This window comes from Bergeyella anatis, assembly GCF_036016955.1.
GTDB lineage: Bacteria > Bacteroidota > Bacteroidia > Flavobacteriales > Weeksellaceae > JAYWXI01.
This window is the reverse complement of sequence record NZ_JAYWXI010000058.1, coordinates 1-1,619: the sequence shown is the minus strand read 5'-3', so window position 1 is coordinate 1,619 and position 1,619 is coordinate 1. Positions and strand designations below refer to the sequence as shown.

Annotated in this window: 2 protein-coding genes and 1 pseudogene; all 3 read left to right on the top strand. The window is 32.9% G+C overall.

The window, feature by feature from the left end:
* The coding region (locus VQ048_RS12130) for a hypothetical protein (protein WP_327611919.1) at positions 1-628 on the top strand (628 nt) is incomplete at its 5' end.
* A gap of 14 nt (positions 629-642) precedes the next feature.
* Positions 643-1,071: a GPW/gp25 family protein gene (locus tag VQ048_RS12125; RefSeq protein ID WP_327611918.1), complete on the top strand. Its 429-nt coding sequence runs from the start codon at positions 643-645 to the stop codon at positions 1,069-1,071.
* Positions 1,072-1,098: 27 nt separating this feature from the next.
* A pseudogene (locus tag VQ048_RS12120) lies at positions 1,099-1,619 on the top strand (type VI secretion system baseplate subunit TssF); the annotation flags it as partial.

The window sequence follows — 1,619 nt, the reverse complement described above, 5'->3', positions numbered from 1 at the left end:
TATGGGAGAAGAGCGAGTTGTTGTAAGAAATGACAGCTCCCTGCATAGACATTGTATTAAAATCACCATTTCTGATACAGAGGTAGGTACAGCTAAAATTCAGGTAGATGATGCGATTATTGAAATCCCTACTTATAAATTGACTCTTACAGATGATAAAACAGAAGAAATAAGTGTATATGAAGTCACAAGAGATGTGTTACAATTTTCGGAGAAAAAAGTAAAAAAAAGTTTTTGGTCATTTTTAGGCATTCGTTTTTTTGATACCCAACATTTATTATATGAAAACGTCGCATTTGAACCTCAAAAAGATACATTAAAGAAATTTACCTTACACCGTTATAGAAGTAAGTCAGAGAATATATTAACTTATGATTTTTACCATAACGAACAACACTTATTTCTATTTGCAGGTGCTTTGCCAGCTATTAAAACATCAAATTCCGACTACCATTTTATGGTAATTGATAAAGCCCAAGGACAAAAGTTTATTGGTGATATTTCTTACAGAGAGAAAATGTTGAAGCTAACCCCCAAAGTTGAATTAACATTGGTACAAAGAACAAAGGTTGCTAAAAAATTTGAGTATTCTAATAATGGTAAATTGGAAAAACGAATTTACCTATAAACATAAATAATAATATGAAAGGTACTTATTATAAATTACCTATAGACTTTGATGCATTGAAGCAAAGAAAGGATTTAGTACAAATTCCTTTAGAGAAGTCTATAAGGCAACATCTTTTTGTGTTGATTACCACTTCATTTGGCGAATGTAAATTTGATTATACCTATGGGTGTGAGTTATGGGAAATGGATTTTGATTTATTAAAAAGCGATAATGAATTGAAACAATTTATATATGATTCTGTTTTTCAATCTGTAAAAACACACGAAAAAAGGTTGTTTTTACAAAACATTGATTTAAGCATCAGCCAAGAAAGTTTTGGTAATCGTAGAGAAAGCCGTGTAAAAAAGAAAATAGTTTTATCTTTAAAGGGGTTGATTAAAGAAACGAATAGAGAGCTTATTTATACCACTTCATTTTATGTAGGTCCTCTATCCTACTAATTTATCAGAATTTAAAAGCACCTACCTATGAGTAAAGACCATATAAAAGACAGGATATTAAGGAGAGCAGCAAAGATTTGGGGATACAACGAACTCGTATCAGAACACGCTTTTGATCCCATTGTGAATTTACTTTTGTCGGCACTTGCCTCTGAGCTTGAAAAGCTGGATTATGAGTTAGAAAATTCTCGTTCTAGGATTATGGAACGAATTTTAGAAGTGCTTTTTCCGGAAGAGGTTACAGGCGTAGTGCCAGCAAGAACACTGCTACAAATAGATGCTTTGAAAAATAATCAGCCTATAAGTTTCTACAATAAATTCAGAGCCGAATATCAACAGCAAAATATCTATGACCCTGCAAGTTCTACCGTAAGACTTGTCGATTTTAGCCCAACCATAGAGGCAAAACTTACTACCGCTCGGTTAAGATATATCGCTTATGGTAATAAGATGCTGAAACAAGAAAGTTTCTTTTTTGAAGATATAGTATCGCAAGCCAATATTCCTTTGCCATCAGGGGTGATGTGGGTTGGGCTTGATGTTTCTGA

Excerpts from the sequence above, each read along its gene's own strand:
- VQ048_RS12125 (WP_327611918.1), top strand. The coding sequence starts at position 643 with ATGAAAGGTACTTATTATAAATTACCTATAGACTTTGATGCATTGAAG.